General features: G+C 57.2%; 19 protein-coding genes and 1 other RNA gene. 8 read left to right on the forward strand and 12 right to left on the reverse strand.

The annotated features are described in order from the left end of the window. Positions 1–201: 201 nt before the first annotated feature. Positions 202–2,145 (reverse strand): ATP-dependent zinc metalloprotease FtsH, encoded by a 1,944-nt coding sequence (gene ftsH / locus AC13C0_RS04090; RefSeq protein ID WP_264756473.1) that lies wholly within the window; start codon positions 2,143–2,145, stop codon positions 202–204. A 397-nt stretch (positions 2,146–2,542) separates the two neighbouring features. Between ftsH and yhbY the strand changes: the two genes are divergently transcribed. Further along, a complete protein-coding gene (gene yhbY, locus AC13C0_RS04095; RefSeq protein ID WP_117618412.1) occupies positions 2,543–2,854 on the forward strand; it encodes a ribosome assembly RNA-binding protein YhbY in 312 nt (103 codons plus the stop codon). Between the two features lie 82 nt (positions 2,855–2,936). Here the strand turns inward: yhbY and greA are convergent, their stop codons facing one another. From greA to grpE, 7 genes are all read right to left on the reverse strand, one after another. Next, the gene (greA, locus tag AC13C0_RS04100) at positions 2,937–3,416 is read right to left on the reverse strand and encodes a transcription elongation factor GreA (RefSeq protein ID WP_117618413.1); all 480 of its coding nucleotides are present in this window, start codon (positions 3,414–3,416) and stop codon (positions 2,937–2,939) included. A 4-nt stretch (positions 3,417–3,420) separates the two neighbouring features. Beyond that, positions 3,421–6,639, reverse strand: a complete 3,219-nt coding sequence (gene carB, locus AC13C0_RS04105) for a carbamoyl-phosphate synthase large subunit (protein ID WP_341582750.1) — start codon at positions 6,637–6,639, stop codon at positions 3,421–3,423. An 80-nt stretch (positions 6,640–6,719) separates the two neighbouring features. Next, positions 6,720–7,850: a glutamine-hydrolyzing carbamoyl-phosphate synthase small subunit gene (gene carA / locus AC13C0_RS04110; RefSeq protein ID WP_117618415.1), complete on the reverse strand. Its 1,131-nt coding sequence runs from the start codon at positions 7,848–7,850 to the stop codon at positions 6,720–6,722. Between the two features lie 219 nt (positions 7,851–8,069). Beyond that, positions 8,070–8,870 carry a 4-hydroxy-tetrahydrodipicolinate reductase gene (gene dapB, locus AC13C0_RS04115; protein WP_117618416.1) on the reverse strand — a complete coding sequence of 267 codons (801 nt, stop codon included), beginning with the start codon at positions 8,868–8,870 and terminating at the stop codon, positions 8,070–8,072. Positions 8,871–8,918: 48 nt separating this feature from the next. After that, positions 8,919–10,046: a molecular chaperone DnaJ gene (gene dnaJ / locus AC13C0_RS04120; RefSeq protein WP_117618417.1), complete on the reverse strand. Its 1,128-nt coding sequence runs from the start codon at positions 10,044–10,046 to the stop codon at positions 8,919–8,921. A 78-nt stretch (positions 10,047–10,124) separates the two neighbouring features. Continuing rightward, positions 10,125–12,050, reverse strand: coding sequence for a molecular chaperone DnaK (dnaK, locus tag AC13C0_RS04125; RefSeq protein WP_117618418.1), 1,926 nt, complete (start codon positions 12,048–12,050; stop codon positions 10,125–10,127). A 90-nt stretch (positions 12,051–12,140) separates the two neighbouring features. Next, entirely contained in the window at positions 12,141–12,740 is a 600-nt protein-coding gene (gene grpE, locus AC13C0_RS04130) for a nucleotide exchange factor GrpE (protein WP_117618419.1), read from the reverse strand. Positions 12,741–13,017: 277 nt separating this feature from the next. Between grpE and recN the strand changes: the two genes are divergently transcribed. Further along, on the forward strand, positions 13,018–14,697 hold the full coding sequence (recN, locus tag AC13C0_RS04135; protein ID WP_117618420.1) for a DNA repair protein RecN: 1,680 nt from the start codon (positions 13,018–13,020) through the stop codon (positions 14,695–14,697). Between the two features lie 118 nt (positions 14,698–14,815). Here the strand turns inward: recN and fur are convergent, their stop codons facing one another. Next, positions 14,816–15,226 carry a ferric iron uptake transcriptional regulator gene (fur, locus tag AC13C0_RS04140; RefSeq protein WP_117618421.1) on the reverse strand — a complete coding sequence of 137 codons (411 nt, stop codon included), beginning with the start codon at positions 15,224–15,226 and terminating at the stop codon, positions 14,816–14,818. Between the two features lie 128 nt (positions 15,227–15,354). On the opposite strand from fur, the gene AC13C0_RS04145 reads away from it, so the two are divergent. Next, a complete protein-coding gene (locus AC13C0_RS04145) occupies positions 15,355–15,681 on the forward strand; it encodes an outer membrane protein assembly factor BamE (protein ID WP_117618422.1) in 327 nt (108 codons plus the stop codon). Positions 15,682–15,683: 2 nt separating this feature from the next. On the opposite strand, the gene AC13C0_RS04150 is transcribed toward AC13C0_RS04145, so the two are convergent. The 3 genes from AC13C0_RS04150 to AC13C0_RS04160 all read right to left on the reverse strand — a co-directional run bounded on the left by AC13C0_RS04150 (position 15,684) and on the right by AC13C0_RS04160 (position 18,106). Further along, on the reverse strand, positions 15,684–15,965 hold the full coding sequence (locus tag AC13C0_RS04150) for an RnfH family protein (RefSeq protein ID WP_162893710.1): 282 nt from the start codon (positions 15,963–15,965) through the stop codon (positions 15,684–15,686). Next, positions 15,962–16,408 (reverse strand): type II toxin-antitoxin system RatA family toxin, encoded by a 447-nt coding sequence (locus AC13C0_RS04155; RefSeq protein WP_117618423.1) that lies wholly within the window; start codon positions 16,406–16,408, stop codon positions 15,962–15,964. Before AC13C0_RS04155 ends, AC13C0_RS04150 begins: the two co-directional genes overlap by 4 nt. A 72-nt stretch (positions 16,409–16,480) precedes the next feature. After that, positions 16,481–18,106 carry a sodium-dependent transporter gene (locus tag AC13C0_RS04160; protein ID WP_117618424.1) on the reverse strand — a complete coding sequence of 542 codons (1,626 nt, stop codon included), beginning with the start codon at positions 18,104–18,106 and terminating at the stop codon, positions 16,481–16,483. Positions 18,107–18,294: 188 nt separating this feature from the next. On the opposite strand from AC13C0_RS04160, the gene smpB reads away from it, so the two are divergent. The 5 genes from smpB to AC13C0_RS04185 all read left to right on the forward strand — a co-directional run bounded on the left by smpB (position 18,295) and on the right by AC13C0_RS04185 (position 23,793). Continuing rightward, positions 18,295–18,774, forward strand: coding sequence for an SsrA-binding protein SmpB (gene smpB / locus AC13C0_RS04165; protein ID WP_117618425.1), 480 nt, complete (start codon positions 18,295–18,297; stop codon positions 18,772–18,774). A gap of 140 nt (positions 18,775–18,914) precedes the next feature. Next, positions 18,915–20,333: a WS/DGAT/MGAT family O-acyltransferase gene (locus AC13C0_RS04170; protein ID WP_341582751.1), complete on the forward strand. Its 1,419-nt coding sequence runs from the start codon at positions 18,915–18,917 to the stop codon at positions 20,331–20,333. A 90-nt stretch (positions 20,334–20,423) separates the two neighbouring features. Next, positions 20,424–20,788: a transfer-messenger RNA gene (gene ssrA, locus AC13C0_RS04175) on the forward strand. A 175-nt stretch (positions 20,789–20,963) separates the two neighbouring features. Continuing rightward, on the forward strand, positions 20,964–22,175 hold the full coding sequence (locus AC13C0_RS04180; RefSeq protein ID WP_273064863.1) for a phage integrase central domain-containing protein: 1,212 nt from the start codon (positions 20,964–20,966) through the stop codon (positions 22,173–22,175). 22 nt (positions 22,176–22,197) lie between these two features. Continuing rightward, on the forward strand, positions 22,198–23,793 hold the full coding sequence (locus AC13C0_RS04185) for an ATP-binding protein (protein ID WP_482953990.1): 1,596 nt from the start codon (positions 22,198–22,200) through the stop codon (positions 23,791–23,793). Positions 23,794–23,800 lie beyond the last annotated feature (7 nt).

Genomic DNA, 23,800 nt, shown 5'->3' on the forward strand with positions numbered 1-23,800 from the left:
GATGGACACCCTTGCCGTCCGGCTAGTGGTTCCCCTTACCGGGCCCACAGGGGACTTGCACCCCCAAGTCATCCGGCCAGCACCACCTGTACCGGAACAGCGCCCGTCAAGGCGCTACGCGCCATGCCTGGCGCACCAAAACAAACGCCGCCCGGGATCCGGGCGGCGCTGGGAGCTACAGGGGTTTCCTGGCCGGCAGAGTCAATGCTCTCCGGCAGGTCGGCCGACACCCGGATGACGACCGTCATCGGAAGCCTTGGGCTCCGGCGCCACTTCAGGCTCATCGACTTTCACACCACCTGCGGGACCACTGTCTCCCCAACCTTTCGGCGGACGAGGTGTTCGGCCCTCCATGATGTCGTCGATCTGGTGACGATCGATGGTTTCGTACTTGATCAGCGCATCGGCCATCATGTCGAGCTTGTCGCGGTTATCGATCAGAATCTGCCTGGCCTTTTCGTAGCAGGTGTCAATGATGTTGCGGACTTCTTCGTCAATCCGCTGGGCCGTTTCCGGCGAGTACACCGTCTGGGACTGGCCGGCGGACATGCCGAGGAACGGCTCTTCGCTGTCAGTGTCGTACTGAAGCGGCCCAAGCTTTTCGGACAGCCCCCAGCGGGTCACCATGTTGCGGGCCAGGCTGGTCGCCCGCTCGATATCATTGGATGCACCGGTGGTAACGCCATCAAACCCAAGGGTCAGCTCTTCGGCAACACGGCCACCGAAAAGACTGCAGATGGAGCTGATCAGGAAACGCTTGCTGTGGCTGTACTTATCCTCTTCAGGGAGGAACATGGTCACACCCAGCGCACGGCCGCGAGGAATAATGCTGACCTTGTAAACCGGGTCATGCTCCGGCATCAGCCGGCCGACAATGGCATGGCCAGATTCATGGTAAGCCGTGTTCCGCTTTTCCTTCTCACTCATGACCATGGACTTACGCTCGGCGCCCATCATGATCTTGTCTTTGGCCAGCTCGAACTCTTCCATGGAAACCAGGCGCTGGTCACGACGCGCCGCAAACAGGGCAGCTTCATTCACCAGGTTGGCCAGGTCAGCACCGGAGAATCCGGGTGTACCACGGGCAATCAGAGCCGGTTCTACGCCATCCGCCAGGGGCACCTTCTTCATGTGCACCTTGAGGATCTGCTCGCGGCCGATGATATCCGGCAGGCCAACGACCACCTGGCGGTCGAAACGGCCCGGGCGCAACAGCGCGGGGTCCAGAACGTCCGGACGGTTGGTGGCGGCGATGACGATAACGCCTTCGTTGCCTTCAAAGCCGTCCATCTCAACCAGCAACTGGTTCAGGGTCTGCTCGCGCTCATCATGACCACCACCCATACCGGCGCCACGATGACGACCGACCGCATCAATCTCGTCGATAAAGATGATGCACGGGCTCTGCTTTTTGGCCTGCTCGAACATGTCGCGAACACGGGATGCACCCACGCCCACGAACATTTCCACGAAGTCGGAACCGGAGATGGAAAAGAACGGCACCTTGGCTTCACCGGCAATGGCTTTGGCGAGCAGGGTTTTACCAGTGCCCGGCTGACCCACCATCAGAACGCCTTTGGGAATGCTGCCGCCAAGACGCTGGAATTTGCTGGGATCCCGCAGGAAGTCCACCAGTTCTTTGACGTCTTCCTTGGCCTCATCAACGCCGGCCACGTCACCGAAGGTTGTCTTGATCTGATCTTCACTCATCAGACGGGCCTTGCTCTTGCCGAAGGACATGGGGCCTTTGCCGCCGCCACCTCCCTGCATCTGGCGCATGAAGAAGACAAACAGCGCGATGATGATCAGTATCGGGAACGCAGCCACCAGCAACTGTGTCCACAGGCTCTGGCGCTCAGGCTGCTTACCGATAACCTCAACGTTGTTCGCGAGAAGATCGTCCATCAGCTTGTTGTCAGACACCTGCGGACGGATTGTCTGGAACTGGGAGCCGTCACCACGGGTACCCTGAACCTCCAGCCCATCGATTGTGACCTGACGGACCTGCCCTTGCTGGACCATCTCCACAAACTGGGAATAATTGACTTGTTGGCCGGTGGTGGTGGGAGAGAAATTCTGAAACACCATCAGCAGCACGGCGGCTATAATTAGCCAGAGAACCAGATTTTTTGCCATATCGTTCAAGGATCATCACCTGTGAATTGAAGGGTTAGCTTTTCGAAAGCACCCTTTTCAGACACCTTACACCAATTGTACGCCCGTCCACCAGAAACGGCCCATCCGTATCGGCCACACGGGACATACAGATTTTCCGATGAAAAGCGGCCATACCATTCATAGTGGGCGCCATATCTGAAATTACAACAGCGACACCAGACCACCCCCCAACTTCCTGGTACTTTTTGACCCAGAGTCGATCAATTTGTTCCTTCGGCCTGCCAGCGACCACTTCAATAACTTCAATACATGTTAACGGCCATTTTTACGGCAAGACGATCTGTTACAATCCTTCGATTATACGTTCAAGTCTGCGCATGTGCCGCTGACCTTTTGTTAATTGCATCGATAAAGAGATTACATCATGAGTCTTTCACCGGAACAGCGCCGGGAATACCGGGCCATTGCCCACAATCTGAAGCCGGTCATCATCGTTGGCGACAAAGGTCTGTCGGAGGGGCTGCAGGAAGAACTGGAGCGCGCCCTGAATGATCACGAGCTGATCAAGATCAAGGTGGCAAACCAGGATCGCGAAGCAAGGCAGGAAGCCATCGCGGCACTTTGCGAGAGTTCCGGCGCCGAGCTGGTCCAGACCATCGGCAAAATCGCCGTGATCCTGCGCCGCGCGAAGAAACCCAACCCCAAGCTGTCCAACCTACTGCGCCACAAGCACTGATCCGACGCCCGGGAAGCAGGAAACGTGAACATGGGGTCAGATGAAAGCTTTCATCTGACCCCATGTTCACCGCACCGGGTGATCAGACGTATTCGACTTCCTCGATCTCGTATTCCACGGTACCAGAGGGCACGCGAATCGCGACCACGTCACCTTCACTCTTGCCAACAAGGGCCCGGGCGATGGGTGAGGAAATCGACAACTTCCCTGCCTTGATGTCGGCTTCGTCCTCACCAACGATTTTGTAGATGACTTGCTCATCCGTGTCCATGTTGAGCAGATGGACAGTGGTGCCAAAAATCACCTTTCCGGTGTTCTCCATGGCGGTGACATCAATCACCTGGGCGCCCGACAGCTTGCCCTCGATTTCCTGGATACGGCCCTCGATAAAGCTTTGCTGCTCCCGGGCGGCATGGTATTCCGCGTTTTCTTTCAGGTCGCCGTGCTCACGGGCGTCGGCAATGGCCGCAATCACCCGGGGACGATCTTCGGACTTCAGCTTCTGAAGTTCCTGGCGGAGGCGGCTCTCCCCCTCCTTTGTCATCGGTACTCTGTCAGCCATAGTCTCACTTTCCTGCGTGAAGATCCTGAAGGCGGCGTACAGTGCGCTCCGGGCCGAACTTGATGGCCCGGCAGAAGGCTTCGCCGCCCGCCAGTGTCGTTGTGTAGGTTACCTTGGTCTGCAATGCCGACTGGCGGATCTGGGCCGAGTCGGAAATCGCCTTGCGACCTTCGGTGGTATTGATGATCAGCTGAACCTGACCGTTCTTGATGGCATCCACGATGTGCGGACGACCTTCACGGACCTTGTTCACCCGGTCAACCTCAATTCCGGCCTCTTTCAGGGCCTTGGCGGTACCGGTAGTAGCAATCACCTTGAAACCGGCCTCAACCAGATCACGGGCAACTTTCGCGGCGCCCGGCTTATCCACGTCGCGCACCGACATGAACGCAGTTCCCTTGGTCGGCAAGCGATCGCCGATCGCGAGGGCGGCCTTGGCAAAGGCCTCATCAAAGCTGTCACCCAGGCCCATGACCTCACCGGTCGACTTCATTTCCGGCCCGAGGATCGGATCCACCGCCGGGAACTTGTTGAACGGGAATACCGATTCCTTCACCGCGTAGTAGCGCGGGATGATTTCCTGGGTGAACTCCAGTTCCTTCAGGGTCCTGCCCGCCATCACCCGGGCCGCCACCTTGGCCAGGGACACACCAATGGCCTTGGACACAAAGGGCACAGTCCGGGACGCGCGCGGGTTGACCTCGATCACGTAGATCTCGCCGTCCTGCCAGGCCAGCTGGACATTCATCAGGCCCACCACATCCAGCTCGATGGCCATCTTCCTGACCGCGTCGCGCATCTCGTCCTGAACCTGCTGGGACAGGGTGTACGGCGGCAGCGAACAGGCGGAGTCGCCGGAGTGTACGCCGGCCTGTTCGATGTGCTGCATGATGCCACCGATGACCACGTCCTTGCCGTCGCAGATGGCGTCAATGTCCACCTCGATGGCGGCATTCAGGAAGTGATCCAGCAGCACCGGGCTATCGTTGGAGACCAGAACCGCGTTGCGCATGTAGCGCACCAGTTCTTCCTCGTCGTAGACGATCTCCATGGCCCGGCCGCCCAGCACGTAGGACGGACGCACCACCAGCGGGTAGCCGATTTCACGGGCCGCCAGAATGCCTTCCTCGTGGCTGCGCACGGTGGCGTTTTCCGGCTGCTTCAGGCCCAGGCGGGTGATCATCTGCTGGAACCGCTCCCGGTCCTCGGCGCGGTCGATGGCGTCCGGGCTGGTGCCAGTAATGGGCACGCCGGCCGCCTCCAGGCCACGGGCCAGCTTCAGCGGAGTCTGGCCGCCGTACTGGACAATCACACCCTTGGGTTTTTCAACGTGGATGATTTCCAGCACGTCTTCCAGGGTGATCGGCTCGAAGTACAACCGATCGGAGGTGTCGTAGTCGGTGGACACGGTCTCCGGGTTGCAGTTGATCATGATGGTTTCATAGCCGTCCTCACGCATGGCCAGGGCCGCGTGAACACAGCAGTAATCGAACTCGATACCCTGACCGATCCGGTTCGGGCCGCCACCGATCACCACGATCTTTTCGCGATCACTGGCATCCGCCTCGCACTCTTCCTCATAGGTGGAGTACATGTAGGCGGTGTCGGAGGCGAATTCCGCGGCGCAGGTGTCCACCCGCTTGTACACCGGACGGATGTCCAGCTCGTGACGCAGCTTGCGCAGGCTCACTTCGGAGATGCCCAGCAGCCTGGCCAGGCGAGCGTCGGAGAAGCCCTTGCGCTTGAGGCGGAACAGGGTGGCCTGGTCGATGTCGGCCTTGCCGGCACTCTTGAGCGCCTGCTCTTCCTTGATCAGGTCCTCGATCTGCACCAGGTACCAGGGGTCCACGTGGGTGTGCTGGAAGACATCATCTACGCTCAGGCCGGCGCGGAAGGCATCCCCAATGTACCAGATCCGGTCGGCACCGGGCACGTTCAGTTCACGGGTCAGGGTTTCCCGGGAGTTTTCGGAATCCAGGTCCTCAAGTTTCTCATCAAAGCCTTCAGAGCCCACTTCCAGCCCGCGCAGGGCTTTCTGCAGAGATTCCTGGAAGGTCCGGCCAATGGCCATAACCTCACCCACGGATTTCATCTGGGTGGTCAGGCGGGCGTCGGCCTGGGGGAATTTCTCGAAGGTAAACCGGGGAATCTTGGTGACCACGTAGTCGATGCTGGGCTCGAACGAGGCCGGGGTGACGCCACCGGTGATTTCGTTGCGCAGCTCGTCCAGGGTGTAGCCCACCGCCAGCTTGGCGGCGACCTTGGCGATCGGGAAGCCGGTGGCCTTGGAGGCCAGGGCGGAAGAACGGGACACCCGCGGGTTCATCTCGATCACCACCATGCGGCCGGTGTCCGGGTTGATGCCGAACTGGACGTTGGAGCCACCGGTTTCCACACCGATCTCACGCAGCACCGCCAGGGAGGCGTTCCGCATGATCTGGTATTCCTTGTCGGTCAGGGTCTGGGCCGGGGCCACGGTAATGGAATCACCGGTGTGCACGCCCATGGCATCGAAGTTCTCGATGGCACAGACGATGATGCAGTTGTCGTTCTTGTCGCGGACAACTTCCATCTCGTACTCTTTCCAGCCGATCAGGGATTCGTCGATCAGCAGCTCGTTGGTCGGGGACAGGTCCAGACCACGGGTACAGATTTCCTCGAATTCGTCGCGGTTGTAGGCAATACCGCCGCCGGAGCCGCCCATGGTGAAGGATGGGCGGATAATGCAGGGGAAACCGATGTCGTCTGCCACTTCCCAGGCTTCCGCCATGGTGTGGGCGATGGTCGCGCGCGGACACTCCAGGCCGATTTTTTTCATGGCCTTGTCAAAGCGATCGCGGTCCTCAGCCTTGTCGATGGTATCGGCGTTGGCACCGATCATTTCCACGCCGTGCTTTTCCAGGATGCCCTGCCTTTCCAGATCCAGCGCGCAGTTCAGCGCAGTCTGGCCACCCATGGTGGGCAGCAGTGCATCCGGCTGCTCTTTCTCGATGATCTTTTCAACGGTTTTCCAGGTGATCGGCTCAATGTAGGTGGCATCGGCCATCACCGGGTCGGTCATGATGGTCGCCGGGTTGGAGTTAACCAGGATCACCCGGTAACCCTCTTCGCGCAGCGCCTTGCAGGCCTGGGCTCCGGAGTAATCAAACTCGCACGCCTGCCCGATCACGATGGGGCCGGCGCCCAGGATCAGGATGCTTTGGATGTCGGTACGTTTTGGCATGTCTTGGTATACCTGTCAGCAACTGTTGAATTCTGGCAGCGCAACACGCGGCGCCCGTGAGTTTTCCGTGGCGATCAGCCTCAGGCAGATCGCGTCTCCATCAGGCGGATAAACTCGTCGAACAGGGGCGCCACGTCATGAGGACCGGGGCTGGCTTCCGGGTGTCCCTGGAAGCTGTAGGCCGGCTTATCGGTCCGGCGGATGCCCTGCAATGTGCCATCGAACAGGGACTTGTGAGTCGCCTCCAGATTGGCAGGCAGTGTTGCCTCATCCACGGCAAAGCCGTGGTTCTGGCTGGTGATCATCACTGTGCCTTGGACCAGGTCCTGTACCGGATGGTTGGCACCGTGGTGGCCGTGGCCCATCTTCATGGTTTTGGCGCCGCTGGCGAGGGCCAGGAGCTGGTGGCCCAGGCAGATACCAAAGACCGGGATGTCGGTTTCCAGCACTTCTTTAATGGCAGTGATGGCGTAATCGCAGGGCTCGGGATCCCCCGGGCCATTGGACAGGAACACACCGTCCGGATTCATCGCCAGCACTTCCGAGGCCGGGGTCTGGGCCGGCACTACGGTGATGTCGCAGTCACGGGACGCGAGCATGCGCAGGATGTTCAGCTTTACACCGTAATCCCAGGCAACCACCTTGAACCTTGCTTCTTTCCGCTCACCGTAGCCCTCGCCCAGGGTCCACTCGGTCTCACTCCAGGACCGGATCCTGTCGGAGGTGACTTCTTTCGCCAGATCCATGCCCTTGAGGCCGGGGAAGGCTTTGGCCAGCTCCAGTGCGCGCTCGGCAGTCGCGTTTTCGCCAGCCACGATGGCGCCGTTCTGGGAGCCCCTGTCCCGCAGGATCCGGGTCAGGCGGCGGGTATCAATGCCGGCGATCCCAACAATGTTGTTGCTTCGCAGGTAGTCGTCCAGATTTCCCTTGTTGCGCCAGTTGCTGGCCAGCAGCGGCAGATCCCGGATGATCAGGCCGGCGGCCTGGATGCGATCTGACTCGACGTCTTCTTCGTTCACACCGGTGTTGCCGATATGCGGGTATGTCAGGGTGACGATCTGGCGGGAATAGGACGGGTCGGTCAGGATTTCCTGGTAACCGGTCATGGCGGTGTTGAACACCACTTCACCACTGGTTTCTCCGTCAGCGCCAATGGCGCTGCCGTAGAACAGGCTTCCGTCTGCGAGTGCAAGGATTGCTGGTGTGCTCAAGGCTTGTATCCTCATCGAGTGGCGTATCGGTTCGTCACGAACAGGAACGCAAGCGCAAATTCAGGTCGCAAAAAAGCGAGAGGGAGTCAGAACTCCGTCCCGCTTTTTTGTAGGCCGGGAACGGTTTTTGTTCCCTGGGCGTTTTTCAAAGCTACGCTTGGTGCAGTTAAACCGCCTCATTGTAAAAAATATGGCGGTTTTTGTCCACGGGAAAAGCCCTCACTTCAAATCCAGAACATCCTGCATATCATAAAGTCCGGCCGGCTTACCCTTCAGCCAGAGCGCCGCCCTCATGGCGCCCTTCGCAAAGGTCATCCGGCTGCTGGCCTTGTGGGTCACTTCGATGCGCTCACCTTCGGTAGCGAACAGCACAGTGTGATCGCCCACCACATCACCGGCACGGATGGTTTCAAAACCGATTTCCCTGCGAGTACGCTCACCCGTAAAACCTTCGCGGCCATAGACGGCACATTCTTTCAGATCGCGACCAAGGGCATCAGCGACAACCTCACCCATCCGAAGCGCGGTGCCAGAAGGAGCGTCCTTCTTGTGGCGGTGATGGGCCTCGATGATTTCGACGTCGTAGTCGTCACCCAGGGTCGCAGCGGCAGTGCGCAGCAGATTGAGGACGACGTTAACGCCGACGCTCATATTAGGCGCAAACACCACGGGTGTGGATTCTGCAGTCAGAGCCAGTTGCTGTTTTTCGGCGTCGGACATGCCAGTGGTGCCAATGATGAGCATCTTGCCACTGGCTTTGCAGAACTCGGCGTTTTCCAGGGTCAGGTCCGGGAAGGTGAAATCGATGAGGACATCGAAATCATCCTTCACGTCGGCCAGGCTGCCGGCCATTTTCACGCCGGTTTTGCCAAGGCCGGTCATTTCGCCGGCGTCGGCACCGATCAGACTGCTGCCCGGCTCTACGACGGCGGCACCGAGTTCAAGGCCTTCGGTACCGTCAACGGCCTCGATCAGCACTTTTCCCATGCGCCCGGCGGCGCCGATGATTGCTACCCTCATGCTCGCTTTCCCTTTTTAACCCTTGTTGAACCCTAAGAGCTTGGCCCGTCAGAATTTCATTTCGTCGAAAAAGCTCTTCACACCCTCAAACCAGGAGGTTTTCTTGGGGCCGTGATCGCTTCCGTTGCTGGCATCGAGGGTCTTCTGGAACTCATTCAGCAGCTCTTTCTGGCGCTTGGTCAGGTTTACCGGTGTTTCCACAATCACCCGGCACAGCAAGTCGCCTGCGGGGCCGCCACGAACCGGGTTAACGCCTTTGTTGCGCAGGCGGAAAAGCTTGCCGGTCTGGGTTTCGGGCGGAATCTTGAGCTTCACGCGGCCATCCAGGGTCGGCACTTCCAGCTCACCGCCGAGGGTCGCATCCACGATGCTGATGGGCACTTCACAGTAGAGGTTGCGGCCATCACGGGTGAACAGGGAGTGCTCGCGCACGGCGATCTGTACGTACAGGTCACCGGGAGGTCCGCCATCGACCCCCATTTCGCCTTCACCGGACAGGCGGATACGGTCGCCGGTATCCACGCCGGGCGGCACTTTAACAGAGAGCGTCTTTTCTTCCTGAACCCGACCCTGGCCATGACAGGCCTGGCAGGGGTTCTTGATGATCTGGCCAGAACCGCGGCAGGTGGGACACGCCTGCTGCACGGTAAAGAAGCCCTGCTGCATACGTACCTGCCCCATACCCTTACAGGTACCGCAGGTTTCCGGGCGGGAGCCTTTTTCGGCGCCACTGCCGCCACACACTTCACATTCGCGATGTCCGGGAATCTTGATCTGGACGGTTTTGCCTTTGACGGCTTCTTCCAGGTCCAGCTCCAGGGTGTAACGCAGGTCGGCGCCACGGGTGCTGCGGCCACGGCCGCCGCCACCACCGAAGATATCGCCGAATACGTCACCAAAGATGTCGGAGAAGCTGGCTCCGCCGCCTCCGAACCCACCACCGGCCTGACCATCTACGCCGGCGTGACCGAACTGGTCGTACGCCGCCCGCCTGGACTGGTCCGCCAGTATTTCGTAGGCTTCGCTGGCCTCTTTGAACTTGTTCTCGGCTTCCCTGTCGTCCGGGTTACGGTCGGGGTGGTACTTCATCGCGAGCTTTCGATAGGCTCGCTTGACTTCCTTCTCGTCCGCATCCCGGGAAATCCCGAGAATTTCGTAATAATCGCGCTTGGCCATGCTGTTAAAACCCTGTTTTTAAACGCGGAAAACGCGGAGATGCCCCCGCGTTTTCCAACTGCCTGATGTACTTCAGATTTATCGCTTGTCGTCGTCTTTCACTTCTTCAAACTCGGCGTCCACGGCGTCGTCAGCCTGCTTTGCCTGGGCATCTTCCTGCCCACCAGCCTGCTGTGCCTGCTCGGCCTGATCTGCGTACATCTTCTGGGCCAGCTCGGAAGAGACTTCGGTCAGCTTCTGGGTCTTGGCCTCGATGTCTTCCTTGTTGGAACCCTCCAGAGCTTCTTCCAGCTCTTTGATGGAAGCTTCGATAGACTCTTTCTCGCTGTCGCTGACCTTGTCGCCTGCCTCTTTCAGAGTCTTGCGAACGGCGTGCACCATCGCGTCGCCCTGGTTGCGGGCCTGGACCAGCTCTTCGAACTTGCGGTCCTCGTCAGCGTTGGCTTCGGCGTCACGAACCATCTTCTCGATTTCATCATCGTTCAGGCCGGAAGAAGCCTTGATCACGATGGACTGTTCCTTGCCGGTGGCCTTGTCCTTCGCGGACACGTTCAGGATACCGTTGGCATCGATGTCAAAGGTGACTTCGATCTGCGGCACACCGCGCTGGGCCGGCGGAATGTCGGCCAGGTCGAAACGGCCCAGGGACTTGTTCTGGGCAGCCTGCTTGCGCTCACCCTGAACCACGTGAATGGTTACGGCGGTCTGGTTGTCTTCCGCTGTAGAGAAAGTCTGCGACTTCTTGGTCGGAATAGTCGTGTTCTTCTCGATCAGCGGAGTCGCCACGCCACCCATGGTTTCGATACCCAGGGTCAGCGGGGTTACGTCCAGCAGCAGAACGTCTTTCACATCACCGGACAGCACGGCTGCCTGAATAGCAGCACCCATGGCCACGGCCTCGTCCGGATTGACGTCCTTGCGAGCCTCTTTGCCGAAGAACTCTTTTACCTTCTCCTGCACCAGCGGCATACGGGTCTGACCACCAACCAGGATAACCTCGTCGATCTCGGCGGCCTTCATGCCGGCATCCTGCAGAGCCACTTTACAGGGCTCAAGGCTGCGCTGAACCAGGTCTTCCACCAGGGATTCCAGCTTGGCGCGGGTCAGTTTCACGTTCATGTGCTTGGGACCAGACGCATCCGCGGTGATGTACGGCAGGTTAACGTCAGTCTGCTGGCTGCTGGACAGCTCAATCTTGGCCTTCTCGCCAGCCTCCTTCAGACGCTGCATCGCCAGGGAATCACCACGCAGATCGATGCCACTGTCTTTCTTGAACTGGTCTGCCAGGAATTCAATGATTTTCAGGTCGAAGTCTTCACCACCCAGGAAGGTGTCACCGTTGGTGGCAAGAACCTCAAACTGGTGCTCACCGTCCACGTCCGCGATCTCGATGATGGACAGATCGAAGGTACCACCACCCAGGTCGTAAACTGCGATGGTGCGATCGCCGCTCTTCTTGTCCATGCCATAGGCCAGGGCAGCCGCGGTCGGCTCGTTAATGATACGCTTCACATCCAGACCGGCAATCTTGCCCGCATCTTTGGTGGCCTGGCGCTGGCTGTCGTTAAAGTACGCCGGAACGGTAATAACCGCTTCCGTTACCTTCTCGCCCAGGTAGTCTTCCGCAGTCTTCTTCATCTTCTTCAGAACTTCTGCAGACACCTGCGGCGGCGCCATTTTCTCGCCCTTAACTTCTACCCAGGCGTCACCATTGTCCGCCTTGGCAATCTTGTACGGCACCATTTTGATGTCTTTCTGAACCACGTCGTCTTCAAAACGACGACCGATCAGACGCTTGATGGCGTACAGGGTGTTGTTCGGGTTGGTGACCGCCTGGCGCTTGGCTGACTGGCCAACCAGGGTTTCACCATCGTCGGTGTAGGCGATGATGGACGGGGTGGTGCGATCACCCTCGGCGTTTTCAATAACCTTGACCTTGTCGCCATCCATGATGGCTACACAGGAGTTGGTCGTTCCCAGATCTATACCGATAATCTTGCTCATTGAGTCACTCCAATTCTTCTGAATGCTTTCCCGGAGGCCCGGCCTCCGCTGTCGCTATTTAATGGCTATATTGGCGCTTTAATCGGCTTTTCAAGCCTGCTCATCAATTTTTGGTGCATCTTCTGCTTTGGCGACGACCACCATGGCCGGACGTACCACACGGCCATTCAACAGATACCCTTTCTGCACTACGGCCACCACGCTGTTGGGTTCGGCGTCCGGGGCCGGCACCATGGACATGGCCTCGTGTTGCCGGGGGTCGAACGGTTCGCCCACCGGGTTAACCGGCTCAACATTGAATTTTTTCAGGCTGGACATGAACAGGCTCAGCGTCATTTCCACGCCTTCCCGAATGGAAGCCACCAGCTCGCCGGACTCTTCCTGGCCTTCGGTGCTCTCAACCGCCTTTTCCAGGCTGTCTGCAACCGGCAACAGCTCCTTGACGAACTTCTCCAGGGCAAACTTGTGGGCTTTCTCCACATCGATCTCGGCACGACGGCGCACGTTCTGCATCTCGGCCTGGGAGCGCAGCATCTGCTCCTGGAACTCCTGAACCTGAGCCTTCAGCGCATCCACCTCAGACGTTTCGCCTTCGGTGGAATCCTCTTCAGCCGTCCGGGCTTCCTCTTTGGCAGCCTCAAGGGCTTCGTTCAGCTCCTCGTGCTCGTTGCGGTTCTCATCAGTGCTCATGGCTACTCCTGCTTGGTCTTCAGCGGCCTTCTTTTCTGTGGCCGGTTGAACATGGGCTCCGGCCGCAGCGCGCCGGAAAAATGTCGTTGCGAACGGATATGGGGCCCCGCTTTCAGGTTTCAACCACCGGCGCCTGCATTCCTGAAGAAAATCACATCACAGGTTTGCAAACAGGAAAAACCCTGTATATATTCACAGTTACTGTATGTATTCACAGCATCGAACAGTAATATAAGACTGCTCAACCGGTTTTCAGAAAGTCGCGGAGGTTATCTGCATGCTTACCCAGCTCACGGTTTCCAACTACGCCATCGCCGAACGGGTGGAACTCCAGTTCAGCAAAGGCATGACTGCTCTTACCGGCGAGACCGGCGCCGGCAAATCCATCGTGCTGGATGCCCTGGGCCTGGCCATGGGCGGCCGTGCGGATGCCGGCGCAGTTCGCCACGGAGCCAAGCGCGCGGACATCACGGCCACATTTGATGTATCCACCATCCCCGAGGCAACCGAGTGGCTCGCAGAGCATGAGCTGGATGATGAAAATGACTGTATACTTCGCCGCGTTATCAGCAAAGACGGCCGTTCCCGCGCCTATATCAATGGCCAGCCCTGCCCGCTGAATCACCTCAAGGAACTTGGCGGCGTGCTGATGGACATCCACAGCCAGCACCAGCACCAGTCCCTGCTGCGCAAGGAAACACACCGCAAACTGGTGGATGAGTTTGCCGGCGCCGAGGCCCTGGCCGCCGATACCCGGGAGGCGTGGAAAACCTGGAACCAGATCCGCCAGCGCCTGATCGAACGGCAGCAAAACGCCGATGAAGCGGAAGCCAAGCTTCAGTTGCTGCGTTACCAGGTGGAAGAACTGGACCGCCTGGCACTGGAAAGTGGCGAGCAGGAGCAGCTGGAACAGGAACAGGCACAGCTGAGCCAGGCGGACACGGTTCTGCACAACAGCCATCAGGCTGCCCTGCTGTGCACGGAAGACGAGACCAGCGCCGCCGATCTGGTCCGCCAGGCCCTGCAGCAGCTGGAACAGCTTCCGGTAGACGTGCCGGCACTGGCCGACACCATCCAGATGCTGAACGAGGCCCAGATCCAGATCAGCGAAGCCGGCGACAACCTGCGCCACTTTGTCGAGGATTACGAGGCGGATCCTGCCAGGCTGGCAGAAGTGGAAGAACGGCTGAGCGCCATCTACCAGATGGCGCGGAAGCACCGGATTACCCCGGAAGAGTTGCCGGAACTGCACCAGCGCCTGAGCGCCGAACTGGCCGAACTGGAAGGGGGAGAAGGCAGCCTGGAACAGCTGGAAGCGGAACTGGCCAGCCAGCGCAGCCGGTTCGATGCGCTGGCTGGCCAACTGTCGGAGGCACGCGCCAAGGCTGGCGCCGAGCTTGACCAGCGCGTAGCCGCAGAGCTCGGCCAGCTGAGCATGCCCAACATGCAGTTCATCACCCATCTGAACCGCAACACCGGCGAAGAACCTGCGGCCCACGGTCTGGAGGAGATTGAATTTCTGGTCAGCGCCAACCCCGGGCAACCGGCACGACCACTGGCCAAGGTTGCCTCCGGCGGCGAGCTGTCACGTATCAGTCTCGCGATTCAGGTGGTGGTCGCCCAGACCTCAACCACACCGACCCTGGTCTTTGACGAAGTGGATGTCGGTATCGGCGGCGGCACTGCCGAAGTGGTTGGCCGGCTGCTGCGCACACTGGGGAGCAATGGTCAGGTGCTTTGTGTCACCCACCTGCCGCAGGTCGCGGCCCAGTGCCATCAGCACCTGTTCGTCAGCAAGTTCACTGATAAGGATGCCACCTTCTCAAAAATCGAAACACTGGACGACCAGGGCAGAATCAGCGAAGTGGCACGAATGCTGGGCGGTGTGGACATGACAGACCATACGATCGCTCATGCCAGGGAAATGTTTTCAAAGGGTCAGGCAACTCACCACTGACCCGAAAGAACCAAACCTCTACCCCTCTCGATCCTGAGAGCTGTTGGGGCGGGCCTGAACACCCGCCCCCTTTTTCTGCCTGGCGCTTCCTTCTACCTGGCGCTTCCGCGGGCCGGAATCAGGATTTGATCGGCTTGACGTAAAGAATCAGACTGTGGTCCACGATTTCGTAACCGCGCTCTTTGGCGATCTTCTTCTGACGCTCTTCAATCATTTCATCGAAGAACTCGATAACCTCACCGGTCTGAGTACAAACCATATGATCGTGGTGATCATCACCGGCCATTTCAAAAACGGCATGGCCGCCTTCAAAGTTGTGGCGCAGCACCAGCCCTGCCGCCTCAAACTGCGTCAGCACCCGGTAGACCGTCGCCAGCCCCACGTCATCCCCCTGATCCAGAAGCTTCTTGTAAACATCCTCGGCGCTGAGATGATGCTCTTCGGCCGTCTCCAGTATGTTGAAGATTTTCACTCTCGGCAGAGTCACTTTCAGACCGACTTTTCGTAATTCGGCGTTTTCAGATGACATGTTACTATTCACTCTTTGGTGTGCCTCACGGCTTCCGGTATGATGAAGCCGCCATTAAACGTAAACGGTTAACCCGTGTCACACCTGCCTCGGGCAGGCGATTTCAAGATAGAGGATTTCCCCCGGCGATGCAAAAGCTCACAGCTCTCATTCTCACTCTCGTTCTATCCGGTTGTGGTTTCCCGGGCGTTTACAAGATCAACGTCCAACAGGGAAACATCGTAACCGATGATGAGCTGTCGCAACTGTCCGAGGGCATGTCCCGCAGCCAGGTGCATGCAGTGATGGGAACACCACTCATGCTGAACCCGGTCGATCTCTCCCGGGAATACTATGTGTATACGTTTCAGCGGGAAGGTGGCGATATCACGGAGCAGCGAATCATCGTTTATTACGAAGGCGATCAATACGCCCATTACGAAGCACAGCTGCTCGAAGAAACCCCGGCTTACTGAGCTCAGGCTTTCTTCTTCGCCCGATTCAGGCGCGCCTGTTTCGGGTCGATCCTGAGCGGTCGGTAGAGCTCCACCCGGTCTCCCTCGCGGAGTTCATGGGTCGCAGGATCCTTGATGACCTTCCCGAACACGCCCATGTCAGTGGCATCCACATCAATTTCCGGGAAAATATCAGCAATACCTGAGAGTTTCGCTGCCTCCAGCGCGGTCACCCCCTCAGGAGCCTTCACCGGAACAATTTCCTGTTTGTCCGGGCGGGCATAGGCCACTTCCACCTGAATCATGCACCCTCCGTCCGATAAAGATCATCCGCACGGCGGCAGAACGCATCCACCATGGTATTGGCGGCCTGGCTGAACACCGGTCCGAAGGTGATTCGGGACAGGGAACCGGAAAATTCAAACTCAAGAGAGAGAATCACCTTGCAGGCGTTGTCGTCCAGCGATTTGAAGAGCCAGCGACCGGTCAAATTCCGAAACGGACCCTCCACCAGGTTCATCTCTATCGCATCAGGCATTAACAGCTGATTCCGGGTGGTCAGGGTATGCCGTATGCCACCCTTGGCAACTTCCAGGGAAGCGGTAATCTGCTCCGGATTCCGCTCATGAATCTCGGCGCCCGCACACCAGGGAAGGAATTCGGGGTAACGGGCAATGTCGTTTACCAGGTGGAACATGCGCTCGGCCGAGTGCATTACCAAAGCTGTTTTGTCGATCTGATGGGGCATTGGAACCGGTTGTCCTGCTTGCAAACACGCTGTCAAAGGGTGGCGGACTTCTGAAAAGGAAGACAGTCTCAATCACACGCTATGATAAAGGATATCGTCCTCTTTTGGGGCTTTTTCCCCCGACTTTCCGTTCTTGTCATTTTCCGCCGGCGGCGACTGTCCAGCGGCGGGCACGGTTTCATTGCCCGCGGATTCAGCCCCGGATGGCTCCGCCGATGCCCGGGCATCGACAGGCTCCTCCAAAGGTGCCGCCCTGTCACGGGACAGTAACGTCGCAGGCTGCCCACACCACACCGCCGTGCTGTCGCTGTCACAGAGGTTCGACAGTGAAAACGCCGTGTATTGAACGCCAATCCAGGCAACCACAAGTGGCAACACCAACCGCATCACCCAGAACCAGATACCGGCGAACAACCCCGGTGCCGCACCCAGCATCGTGCGGGAAAGGTGCCGGGTCAGGCCCCAGCCGGCAAACAACGCAATCAAAATGGCGACCAGAGGAATCAACAAGCCACCGGTCACCAGCTCCAGCCACCGGAAAATGGTGGCGCCGCCAACACGCTCCTGTGCCCACAGATTGAACGACAGTAGCGATGCCAGCCCAGCCAGCCATACCGCCAGGCCGATCAGCACCACAGACATCCCCCGCGGCGCCCCGGTCCATTCACGGAACCAGCCAACGATGGGTTCAAGCAGGTTCAGCGATGTGGTCCAGACGATCAGCACCACCATAAGAAATACGGTGGCAATCACGAACTGACTTGCCGGCAGCTGGGCCAGCGTTACGGGCATGGAAACGAACAACAGGCTGAACCCACGTTCGCCATCAAAGCTATTGCCGTCCGTGGCCATGGCAAAGATCATCAGGCCGGCAAGGATCGCCACCAGGGTATCCATCAGAACAGCGGCAAGAATCGAACGCTTGAGGCGGGTATGAGGCGTGGTGTAGGAACCAAGAATCGCCCATACACCCATACCCAGCCCCAGAGTATAGAACGCGTGGAACAAAGCCGCTTTCAGACTTCCCCAACTGAGGTCTTCCGGGTGCATGGCCAGAATCTGGCCGACGGCACCATCTATCCGCCCGTACCAGACCGCCAGAGCGAATAACATCAGCATCAGCACCAGAGTTCCCGGCACCACCACACGCAGCGTCCGTTCAAGGCCTTTGACAACCCCCTGCGCCGATACCCAGATCACCAGCAGCAGGAAAAAGATATGCCAGCCCATGAACATCCGGTACTCGCGAGGGTCTGAAACCAACCCGGCCAGGATCGCCGTTGCCTCAGCGTCTCCCGCCCCGGAGAACCGCCCCAACGCGCCAAAGAAGACATAAGCCAGAGCGATGGAACCGAATACCACCGTAAACGACAGCACCAGGAAGGCCGCAAGAATGCTGAGCCGGCCCACCGCCATCCAGGCGCGGGAACGTTTGGCACTACGAATCAGGCCGTCCATCGCCAGCACAATACCGTGGCGGGCATAACGACCAAGGGCGGCCTCCGTGACCATCAGCGGCAGGGTGACCAACAGCAGGCACGCCAGGTAGAGCAGGATGAACAGGCCGCCACCGTGCAGGCTGGCCAGATAGGGAAACTGCCACAGATTGGCGAGACCAACGGTCGCACCCACCGCAGCCCAGAAGAAAGTTGATTTTCGGGTGAAGGACCCGACATGTGTCTGATACGGCGTAGGCATTCGCGCCCCTGAGACCCCTGAATAAGTCTGGGTCAGTATTGTAGCCGAAGGATCCGGCCGCGCACGAACTGGCAAACGCCGTGTCGCTGATTTCGTGACCGGTCCGGCACTCCTGGGCTACAATGCGCCTTTTTCCGGCTGTACAAACGCCGGCCCGTTCATTCGTCCGACCCCGGATTCATTGATTCATGAGCAAGAAAAAACCCGGAACGCCGAGCAGTACTATTGCACTGAACAAGAAGGCGAAGCACGAGTATCACATCGAGGACCGCTTCGAGGCAGGTCTCGCCCTGCTGGGCTGGGAAGTGAAATCCCTGCGCGCCGGCAAGGCCCAGCTGGTGGACGCCTATGTACTGCTCAAGGACGGCGAAGCCTGGCTGCTCGGCTCTCACATTACGCCACTGATCGCCGCGTCTACCCATGTCATTGCAGACCCGACCCGCACCCGCAAACTCCTGCTGCACGCCAAGGAAATCGCCAAGATCGTCGGCAAGGTAAACCAAGCCGGTTACACCTGTATTCCGCTGGCACTCTACTGGAAAAACAACAGGGTAAAGTGCGAGATTGCCCTGGTAAAAGGCAAGAAACAGTTCGACAAGCGCGCCACCGAGAAAGAGCGGGACTGGAACCGCCAGAAGCAGCGCATCCTGCGCGATACCAACCTCTGATTACGGCCCCGCACCGATTACCAAATACCTGACACCGGTCATGGCCAGCACCGGCCGGTGTGTCGCATACTCAGTCTCTTTGTTCAGATTTCCAACAGGCCTATACTCGGGAGTCCCGGTGCATGGCAAAGGGAGAGCTTATGTCACCTAAACGGATACCCATGTCCGCCGTTGATCGGGCGTGGCTGCGCATGGACACCCCCCAGAACCCCATGATGATCTGCGGGGTGTGGACGCTGGAACGTCCTGTTTCCATGAATCGCCTCAGGCACACGCTTGAGGAGCGATTCCTGTGCTTCAACCGGTTCCGGCAACGGGTTGTGGACACCGGAGACCGTGCCTACTGGCAGGATGACCCCCTGTTTGATCTGGACAACCACCTCCACCAGATCGCCCTGCCGGGAAAGGCCGATAAAGCCGAGCTCCAGAAACTCGTCAGCGACATGAACAGTACCTCGCTGGATTTCCGGCAACCGCTCTGGCAAATGCATTACATCGACAATTATGGGAGCGGCGGTGCACTGCTGATCCGCATCCACCATTGTATTGCCGATGGCATCTCCCTGGTTCGGGTCATGCTGTCACTAACGGATAAAACGCCAGAACCCAAGCTGGGTAAAGTAGCGTCAACGCGTCATTCAAAACCCCGCCAAAGGTCCACAGTCCAGCAATTGCTCCACCGCGCGGTGAACAACGCGCAAACTGCCACAAATCAGGCCAGGCTGTTCATTCAGTCCGTCCGGGAAGAGCCTAATTACCCTCTCAAACTGGCGTCCACCGCCAGTGCCGTGGCCCTGGACCTCATCAAACTCGGCCTGGCCCCCGTCGAGCCCAAAACCGGATTGAAGGAGCCACTTTCCGGGCGCAAACAGGTAGCCTGGGCAAACCCTCTGGATCTGGCCGAAGTGAAAGCGTGCGCCAAGGCTCTGGGTGGCACCATAAACGATGCATTGCTCTGTACGGTCACCGGGGCTTTACAGCGGCATTTTGCAGCTCATAAGGAAACCGTCCCCGAGTGCGGAATCCGCGTGGCCGTTCCGTTCAACCTGCGACCTCTTGATCAACCCATAGAAACCCTCGGCAACAAGTTCGGCCTGGTGCTGGTTACCCTGCCGGTGGAAGTGATGGACCCGCTCATGTGCTTCCGACAGGTTCAGGAGAACATGAACCGGCTCAAGCGATCCTATCAGGCCCAGGTCACCTACAGCCTTCTTGATTTATTCGGTCGAGGCCCCGATGTCATCGAACGGAGAGCTCTGGACCTGCTCAGCAACAAAGCCTCCGCCGTACTGACCAACGTGCCAGGGCCGAAAGAGGCTCTGTACCTAGCGGGCAGTAAGCTGACCCAGCCTATGTTCTGGGTACCCCAGAGCGGCAACATCGGCATCGGCATGAGCATTCTCAGTTACGCCGGCACCGTTCAGTTCGGCATTACCGTCGACAAGGCCATCCACGCCGATCCAAATGCCGTGATGGACTACTTCCGGGAAAGCTTCCAGGCCCTGAGCCACGCGGCCCTGGCCGGCAGGCATGGCAGTCATGAACGCAAGGCCAGCTAGGCCGGTAGGTACATTTACCGGCCCGGCGGCACAAAACTGCAACAAACAAACCTTGAAGTCCGGCGAACCGGACACATATACTGGGTGTAAGGGGACGACATGGCTTCGACGCTGGTGGCGATCCCTTGAGTGCATGTCGAGATGGCAGCGAATCTCGTTAATCCAAAGCTGCAACGCAATAGTCGCAAACGACGAAAACTACGCACTAGCAGCGTAAGCTGCTAGTCGTCCTGACCGGGTCGCCCGTAGCCCGGAAGCAACATCTCAGGACGTCATCGCTTACGGGATGCTCCGTTATCCAGAGTTCACTGGCTAGCGGCTAAGATTCAAAGAACTCGGTTCCTGCACCCTGGCTCTCGGGTCGCTCGAACTTAAATCAATAGAGAGACGCTAAACATGTAGACCTCAAGGCTGAGTACTGGCGGACGCGGGTTCAATTCCCGCCGTCTCCACCAACCAAGAGTTTCAAGAGGTCCATCGAGATCCGCTGAAACGCCCCAAGGCCCCGGAAACGGGGCTTTTTTATGCCTGTCACATCCATATTGATCCATTGGCATCCACGCTCACTTGTGGGTAACATTGTGGGTAACAGCACTTTTCCAGAAGTCGTTACCCACAAATCGGACAATCATGGCCCGCCAACTTAATAAACTCTCCGCTAACGAAGTAAAAAATGCCAAAGGTTCCGGGAAGATACGGAAGCTGGCAGACGGTGGCGGCCTGACACTGATCATCAGAGGCGAGTCCAAGTATTGGTGGCTGCGGTACCGTTTTGCGGGTAACGAGAAGACGCTGTCGCTGGGCAGTTACCCACAAGTCACTCTCGCCGATGCTCGTCGAGCTCGCGATGAAGCCAGAGCACTACTCCAGCAAAACATTGACCCCAGCGCTAACCGACAGCGGGAGTCCACACAGCGGATGTCGGATGGCGAGAATACCTTTCGCACCCTCTGTGAGGACTGGTACAAGCAGAAGCACTCCGTTGAAGTGACGGAGGCGCATGCAGTCCGGAACTGGAGAAGACTGGAAATCTACACTTTTCCTCTGCTGGCCGGACGCCCTATCCGCTCCATTCAGCCAGTGGATGTCCTGCAAGTCCTGGATGCCATTGTCAAAAAAGGCAACACAGAGACCGCTCACCGGGTCAAAACCCTTATCAGCCTGGTGTTCCGGTACGCAGTTGCAACATCGAGGGTCGACTCCGACGTTACCCGCGATCTGACCGGCTACTTACCCAACACACAAGTGAAACACCAGCACGCGCTGGTTCGGCCCGATGAAGTTTCCCAGTTGCTTAAAGATATTCATGCCTACCAGGGCCACTTTGCAACGTCAGCCGCCTTGAGGCTCTCGCCGCTGGTGTTTACGCGCCCCGGCGACACCAGACAGATGCTTTGGGAACAGATCGATTTCGACAAGGCTCAGTGGGAGCTACCCACCACAAAGAACGGCGCGCCATTGATTGTGCCCCTGTCGCATCAGGCAGTTGCCATCCTTAAGGAAGTAGAACCAGTTACCCAGCAACGGAGCCGGTATGTATTCCCAAATGCCCGGGATGCGAAACGCCCCATGAGCAACGTGGCGATCAAAGCAGCATTGGATCGGATGGGATACGGAGGCAAGATGACGGCTCACGGCTTCCGGGCTATGGCCCGGACTCTACTGCAGGAAGAACTCAAGTACCCCGTCGACCTGATCGAAATGCAATTAGCCCACCGTGTTGCGGACATGCACGGTCGCGCCTATAACAGGACAGAGTTCATCGATGATCGCAAAGAGATGATGCAAGCTTGGGCAGATTACCTAGACGATCTCAAGCACCCGCCTGATTCCACCCATTAATTGACATCGTGAGCCCGAAAAGATGAGCAACCCAGCGAATCCAGACAAATACCCGCAACGAGTTAACATTCCTAAGCCAACACCCCCGACGAAGAGCGATCAGGTAAGGGCAATTGTCGAACTCACATTGTCCGTCATGCAGAAACGCTTGCATAAAAACGGAAATGTTTACCTCGTAGATACTGAAACCAGAGAGGTCTTCTTCATCGACGAGGAGACAATTTTTAATAAGATTACAGACGTAGCATTCTCCAGTTACGATATCGTTATTAGTAACTCAGCGATAGAAACAGCGAAACGTATCCTCAAAGCTGAAACTAAGGCTATTCCAAGCAAGATAAGTATTAGAGTTGGTATAGGGCAGCACTCTTATTTTTTGGATCTAGCTGACGGAACAAATTTCATTCGATATTCATCAGATGGAGCTGAACAATTTCTTCTTGATCCCCAGTCTAAGCACCTCATAGATGTTGACTTTTTACGACCACCCAACCTTTCCAGCATCGACGCAAGAATTCGCCATGATTCAGGTGTACCTGGGGCCTTGCTGTCGAACCCTGATGAAAAAGAATTTCCTTACCTGCTATCAAAAAAATCGCCTCATCTAACTTATATATTAGGCCTGACCAACATTCCCGAAACATACTACAGCACCGTGATAACTTGGATGGTTTGCACACTTTTTCCGGAGAGAGACCAAACAATTCTGGAAATAACCGGTGCAGAAGACTCTGGAAAAAGCACCGCAGCCTGGATTATTAAAAGCTTGATAGATCCGACTGACAAAAAATTAAACGAAGCACCAAACTCGTTAAAAGAATTACTTTCCCTCGCTCAAAACAATTACATAATTGCAATAGATAATGCAGACGACATTTCAGACCCTTTGCAAAAGCATATTTACGAGCTATTAAACAATGGAATAAATAACCAGATCAACCACGGAAACTCAGGACATAAATGGACCATCAATCTAAGAAATCCGGTTATTGCTGCCAGTACGTCCTCAATACTTTCAAATCCACTTCTTATTAAAAAAGGAATATCTCTTGACCTTCCAACACTAGATGAAAAAACCTTGAATGAAAATTTAAATCAGCTATTTCAAGAAACCAGATATCAGGCCTTACTTGAATTGGTAAATATTGCAGCTGGCACACTTAACAAGCCAAGATCACCATCACTTACAATTAATGACGAAATATATTTTGACAATTTTGCATTAACGGGAGTAATGGTCTGCAAATATTTTAATGCCAATATTAGCTCATTTGCAGAAACACTTAGTGAGTTAAGAAGCGAAACCAACGAAAACATCATAGATGAATCTGTTGTTGCCAGATCTCTTCTCTTATGGGCAGCTGAGAACCCCAAATATAAAGAAAATAAGCCGTTAAGTGATTGGCAAAAAGATCTCTTCAAAAACCTTCCAGAAGAAGACCGTAATGACTGGCCGAAAAGCACGCGGAAATTTGGCGCTGAATTAAAGAAAGTTGCCCCTAGGCTTAAGAAAAAAGGAGTCTCTTGCAAATCATTAGGAAAGCAAGGATCGAACGTTGTTTGGGAGATCCGAGTCACCGAGACCACTCAACTCTCTGACGACATTGACGACGTTTAAGACATCT

It is taken from the genome of Marinobacter sp. B-21, from assembly GCF_056857895.1.

What these genes read in the sequence shown, in the direction of transcription:
- greA (WP_117618413.1), bottom strand. Translation starts at nt 3,416, where the DNA reads ATGGCTGACAGAGTACCGATGACAAAGGAGGGGGAGAGCCGCCTCCGC.
- dnaK (WP_117618418.1), bottom strand. Translation starts at nt 12,050, where the DNA reads ATGAGCAAGATTATCGGTATAGATCTGGGAACGACCAACTCCTGTGTA.
- AC13C0_RS04160 (WP_117618424.1), bottom strand. Translation starts at nt 18,106, where the DNA reads ATGCCTACGCCGTATCAGACACATGTCGGGTCCTTCACCCGAAAATCA.
- AC13C0_RS04150 (WP_162893710.1), bottom strand. Translation starts at nt 15,965, where the DNA reads ATGATTCAGGTGGAAGTGGCCTATGCCCGCCCGGACAAACAGGAAATT.
- grpE (WP_117618419.1), bottom strand. Translation starts at nt 12,740, where the DNA reads ATGAGCACTGATGAGAACCGCAACGAGCACGAGGAGCTGAACGAAGCC.
- smpB (WP_117618425.1), top strand. Translation starts at nt 18,295, where the DNA reads ATGAGCAAGAAAAAACCCGGAACGCCGAGCAGTACTATTGCACTGAAC.
- carB (WP_341582750.1), bottom strand. Translation starts at nt 6,639, where the DNA reads ATGCCAAAACGTACCGACATCCAAAGCATCCTGATCCTGGGCGCCGGC.
- recN (WP_117618420.1), top strand. Translation starts at nt 13,018, where the DNA reads ATGCTTACCCAGCTCACGGTTTCCAACTACGCCATCGCCGAACGGGTG.
- dnaJ (WP_117618417.1), bottom strand. Translation starts at nt 10,046, where the DNA reads ATGGCCAAGCGCGATTATTACGAAATTCTCGGGATTTCCCGGGATGCG.
- yhbY (WP_117618412.1), top strand. Translation starts at nt 2,543, where the DNA reads ATGAGTCTTTCACCGGAACAGCGCCGGGAATACCGGGCCATTGCCCAC.
- fur (WP_117618421.1), bottom strand. Translation starts at nt 15,226, where the DNA reads ATGTCATCTGAAAACGCCGAATTACGAAAAGTCGGTCTGAAAGTGACT.
- AC13C0_RS04170 (WP_341582751.1), top strand. Translation starts at nt 18,915, where the DNA reads ATGTCACCTAAACGGATACCCATGTCCGCCGTTGATCGGGCGTGGCTG.
- AC13C0_RS04180 (WP_273064863.1), top strand. Translation starts at nt 20,964, where the DNA reads ATGGCCCGCCAACTTAATAAACTCTCCGCTAACGAAGTAAAAAATGCC.
- AC13C0_RS04155 (WP_117618423.1), bottom strand. Translation starts at nt 16,408, where the DNA reads ATGCCCCATCAGATCGACAAAACAGCTTTGGTAATGCACTCGGCCGAG.
- dapB (WP_117618416.1), bottom strand. Translation starts at nt 8,870, where the DNA reads ATGAGGGTAGCAATCATCGGCGCCGCCGGGCGCATGGGAAAAGTGCTG.
- AC13C0_RS04145 (WP_117618422.1), top strand. Translation starts at nt 15,355, where the DNA reads ATGCAAAAGCTCACAGCTCTCATTCTCACTCTCGTTCTATCCGGTTGT.
- AC13C0_RS04185 (WP_482953990.1), top strand. Translation starts at nt 22,198, where the DNA reads ATGAGCAACCCAGCGAATCCAGACAAATACCCGCAACGAGTTAACATT.